Source organism: uncultured Leptotrichia sp. (genome assembly GCF_938036635.1).
In the GTDB taxonomy this organism is placed as follows: Bacteria; Fusobacteriota; Fusobacteriia; order Fusobacteriales; family Leptotrichiaceae; genus Leptotrichia; species Leptotrichia hongkongensis.
On the sequence record NZ_CALHQO010000224.1, the window covers coordinates 1 to 3,955 of the forward strand.

The window sequence follows — 3,955 nt, forward strand, 5'->3', positions numbered from 1 at the left end:
TTTGTTGTTATTTTCTTTTTTCTCAATTGATTGCGCTATAAACTTAAGATTTGAAATATTTTCAAATTTTGCTAGTTTTTTTAATTTTTCCTTGTTTTCGTAAGACAATGATGATGTATCCACATAATCATCAAACCATTTATCATAATTACTATAAAGTTTTCTTAATTTTTTTAAGCTTGATTTTGCGACATTTGCAGCCTTTTTCTTTTCCTTTCCTTCGTTTCCTCTTATATCCAGCACTCTTTCCAGCTTGTCATACTCTTCATTCACAAGTGTCTGCATTTTACTGCTTGACATTCCTTTATAATCTTCCTTTTGAATTTTATCTCCTTCGCTATATAAATAGTCGTAGATTGCATTTATATTTTCATCCACAGTTTTAGCATCTTTTTCAGCTTCAAGATAAGTATTCATATTCAAGTTGAATGTTTCCAGCAACAAATAATTATTTGTGTAAGCATATGACTGAAATTCCCCTGTATCAGCCAAAAATGCTCCAAAGGCATTTTGTAAAAATTTTCGGTATTCCACAATATAATCACTATAAAACGCATACATTGTTCTAAAATTAGAACGCCTATTTCCAGTAAGTCTTCCAAATTCTTTATCAAAATATGCACGATTTTCATTATATAAACTTGTCATTACATCGGCATAGGCAGAATTTGCAACTGCTGTTCCATTTTTTACTGCTGACGATGAATTAAAATATTTGTCAAAAATTCCTTTCTGTTTTTCATTGCCTGCATCAATAATCTCCTTGTTTGTTCGTGCAAAACCAATACTTGAAAAAATGAGTATTCCTATTATTATTTTTTTTAACATTAAATTTTCCTTTCTTCTCAACTTTGTTTTTATTTGTATAATTTTTTTTCTAATCTTTTATGAATCTCTTTTATAATTTCTTTGCTGTATTCTTCATTATGCCAAATTTCTTCAGATTTTATTGCTTGCGAAATAAGCATTACTAGTCCATTTGCCACTTTTACTCCCTTTAACTTATATTTTATCATAAGAACAGTTTCTTTCGGGTTGTAAACAATATCCACAACTGCATTTGCATTAATCAAGTTTTTTTCTTCAAGCGGACAGTTATCAACCGCAGGGTACATTCCAACTGGAGTACAGTTTACAATAAGCTCAATATCCCTAAGTCCTGCAATTGCTGAATAATGAATCAGCCTGTCTTGTGTTCTCACATTAAAGGGGTCATTTTCAATAATTGTAGCAAGAAAAATATTTTCGGCACCACTGTCAATCAGCCCATTGTAAATAGCCTTTGAAGCTCCCCCAGTTCCAAGCACAAGCACTTTTTTACCATTTACGTCAATATCATTTAACTCCAAAGTTTTCAAAAATCCAAAATAATCAGAGTTGTCTCCAATCAGCTTGCCATCTCGACATGTTATCGTATTCACTGCCCCAATCTTCTTAGCAGTTTCTGATACTTCATCTAAATATTTAATAACTTCCAACTTGTAAGGAATTGTAACATTAATACCATTAAATTCGCCATTTCTTATGCTTTCCATCAATTCCCCAATTTCACCAATCTCCTTTTCAATCATCTTATAGCTTGCTTTTTTTCCAGTCAGCTCAAAAAAAATTTCATGAATTTCCTTTGAATAGCTATGTCCCAATTTTTCTCCTAATAATCCAAATTTTTCCATTTTATTGTTTCCTTCTTTCTACAAATTAAACTTTCAAATTATTCAATTCTTCCTCTGTCAATTCACGATATTCTCCAAGTTTCAATTTTTCATCCAGCGAAAGACCCCCCATTTTTACTCGCTTCAAATAAAGAACTTCATTATTGACAGCTTTAAACATTCTCTTTACTTGATGAAACTTTCCTTCAGAAATTGTTATATATGCCAAATTTTCATTTTTTTCAGAATTATTACAAATTATTTCAACTTTTGCCTTTTTTGTTACAAAATTTTCTTCCAATTTTATTCCATTTTCCAACATTTTTATATCGTCATCACTAAGAGAATTTGCTATTTTTACATAATATTTCTTATCTATATGTTTTTTAGGAGAAAGTAAATTATGTGACAAAACTCCATCATTTGTAAGCAATAGCAAGCCTTCCGTATCAATATCCAGCCGTCCGACTGGAAAAATATCATAAGTTCTGTATTCATTATTCAACAAATCAATAACTGTTTTATGATGACTATCTTCCGTTGCCGAAATTACTCCAGCGGGCTTATTCATCATAATATAGACAAATGGCTTATAATAAATAATTTTATCTTCATATTTTACAATATCTTTTTCTTCATCAATCTGAATTTTTCCATCTTTTACAAAAATATCATTAACACTAATTTTCTTATTTTTTAAAATATCCTTGACTTCTTTTCGTGTTCCAATTCCCGAATTTGCCAAAAATTTATCCAGTCTCATTATTCTCAAGCTCCTTTAAAACTAGGCTAAAATCAAAAATTTTAAAATGTAAATTTATTTATATTTCTAAATTATACAGCTTATAATTTCCAAGAATTTGTAAATAATTAGATTTTTCTCTCATTTCCTCAAGTGCCATTTTTACTTTCTCACTAGACATATTTCCTTCAAAATCAATGTAAAAATAATATTCCCAAGGTTTACTTACTCTTGGCCGTGACTTCAGATTCACCATATTTAGACCATATTTATAAAAAATCTGCAATAGTCCAATTAATGCTCCTGACTCATTATTTGCACTCGTTACTATACTTATTTTATCACTTCCATCAATTACAATATCCTCATTTGAAATGATAAAAAATCTCGTATAGTTTTCTTCTTCATTATTAATATTTTCCTTTAGTAATTCCAAGTTGTATACTTCTTTTGTTTTCATATTTGCGATACAGGCATTTTCCTTTTTATCTTTTGATGCGATGTATTTTCCGCTAATTGCAGTATTTGTCATTCGATTAAGATGCCACTCATGCTTTGATAAAAATTCTGAACATTGCATAAAAGCCTGTTCGTGAGAATAAATGTTTTTTATATCTTCAATTTTACTTCCTTTTACACCAAGCAAGTTGTGTGAAATCTTATGTCTGACTTCTCCAATTATATGGATATTTTTTGTATTTATCAAGTCAATACTGTCTCGAACTTCTCCCACGATGGAATTTTCTATCGGCAATATTGCAATATCGATTTGATTAGTATGTACAGCCTCTACCAAATCTTTATGTGAATTAAAATGAAAAATATTTTTATTCTCTTCAATATTATAAATATTTGAATTTTTATTATTCTTAAGTAAGTTCATTAGTACTTCATACGCATAGGAACCAGGCACTCCCGTATATCCTAGTTTTTTATTTTCCAATTCTAAATCATTCACATATCTAGTTGAAATACCAATTTTAAACTTCTGGTATTCCTTACTGGAATCCATAATATCCTTTAAAATCAACTCAATATAATGATTCAGTTCCTTATTTTCAACTCTTTCTAAATTTTTCTGAATAACTTCCTTTTCTCGTTTTTCATCAAAAATCTTCTTTCCAGTTAATTTTTTAAACTGTGCCACTTCCTGTACAATATGTAGCCTTTCTTCCAGCAGTTTCACCAGCTGGCTATCCAATCTATCAATTTTTTCCCGAATTTCTTCCAAATCCAAATTTTTATTTATATCCATTCATCTTCCCTTTTTTCTTTTTATAAAAACGAACTGTTTTATTATAACATAGCTTTTTTAATTTTTCTTTATTTTCAGCGGATAATCTCGAGGCATCAATATATCTATCAAAATATTTGTCGTAGTTACTGTACAATTTTTTCAATTTTTTTACCTGCTGCCGCCTTTTTTTCGATTGTTCCTTCCATCGCTCTTGTATTTAAAATATTTTCCAGATTTCTATATTCTTCTTCTACAAGCATTGACATCTGTCCACTTGACATCTGCTTGTATTCATCTTTCGTTTTAGAATCTCCCACACTATAC

The 3,955-nt window shown here is 29.6% G+C and carries 4 protein-coding genes and 1 pseudogene; all 5 read right to left on the reverse strand.

The features are described 5' to 3' along the window. Positions 1-828: hypothetical protein (locus Q0370_RS04310; RefSeq protein WP_299572601.1), on the reverse strand; the 828-nt coding region annotated here is incomplete at its 3' end. Positions 829-857: 29 nt separating this feature from the next. Further along, positions 858-1,673: a shikimate dehydrogenase gene (locus Q0370_RS04315; protein ID WP_299572604.1), complete on the reverse strand. Its 816-nt coding sequence runs from the start codon at positions 1,671-1,673 to the stop codon at positions 858-860. Between the two features lie 25 nt (positions 1,674-1,698). After that, a complete protein-coding gene (locus tag Q0370_RS04320) occupies positions 1,699-2,415 on the reverse strand; it encodes a pseudouridine synthase (RefSeq protein WP_299572607.1) in 717 nt (238 codons plus the stop codon). Between the two features lie 58 nt (positions 2,416-2,473). Next, positions 2,474-3,649: a chorismate mutase gene (locus tag Q0370_RS04325; protein WP_299572610.1), complete on the reverse strand. Its 1,176-nt coding sequence runs from the start codon at positions 3,647-3,649 to the stop codon at positions 2,474-2,476. Positions 3,650-3,774: 125 nt separating this feature from the next. After that, positions 3,775-3,955, reverse strand: a pseudogene (locus Q0370_RS04330) (hypothetical protein); the annotation flags it as partial.

Bases quoted from the DNA above. Each gene is read 5' to 3' on its own strand.
- Q0370_RS04315 (WP_299572604.1), bottom strand. From the start codon at position 1,673: ATGGAAAAATTTGGATTATTAGGAGAAAAATTGGGACATAGCTATTCA.
- Q0370_RS04320 (WP_299572607.1), bottom strand. From the start codon at position 2,415: ATGAGACTGGATAAATTTTTGGCAAATTCGGGAATTGGAACACGAAAA.
- Q0370_RS04325 (WP_299572610.1), bottom strand. From the start codon at position 3,649: ATGGATATAAATAAAAATTTGGATTTGGAAGAAATTCGGGAAAAAATT.